The organism is Olsenella uli, from assembly GCF_016899935.1.
Taxonomy (GTDB): Bacteria; Actinomycetota; Coriobacteriia; order Coriobacteriales; family Atopobiaceae; genus Thermophilibacter; species Thermophilibacter uli_B.
This window is the reverse complement of the sequence record NZ_JACJJK010000074.1, coordinates 1-254: the sequence shown is the minus strand read 5'-3', so window position 1 is coordinate 254 and position 254 is coordinate 1. Positions and strand designations below refer to the sequence as shown.

Below are 254 nucleotides of genomic sequence, written 5' to 3'. Positions count from 1 at the left end.
CCAGAACACCCAGCGGCTGGGCCGGGAACTGATGACACCCAGCGAGCTGGCTACCATGCCGGGCGACAAGTGCATTTTGCAGTTGCGGGGCCTGCCCCCGTTCTTTTCGTCCAAATACGATTTGAAACAGCATCCAAACTACAAGTACACGGCTGAGGCCGATAAAAAGAAGAACGCCTTTGACCTGGATAAGCTCATCAACCGCCGCAGGCGGCCTGGGCTTAACGAGGCTTGTGAGGTGTACGAGGTAGACG

General features: G+C 56.7%; 1 protein-coding gene. It reads left to right on the top strand.

The annotated features are described in order from the left end of the window. Nucleotides 1-254: hypothetical protein (locus H6A07_RS09895; RefSeq protein WP_440590000.1), on the top strand; the 254-nt coding region annotated here is incomplete at both ends.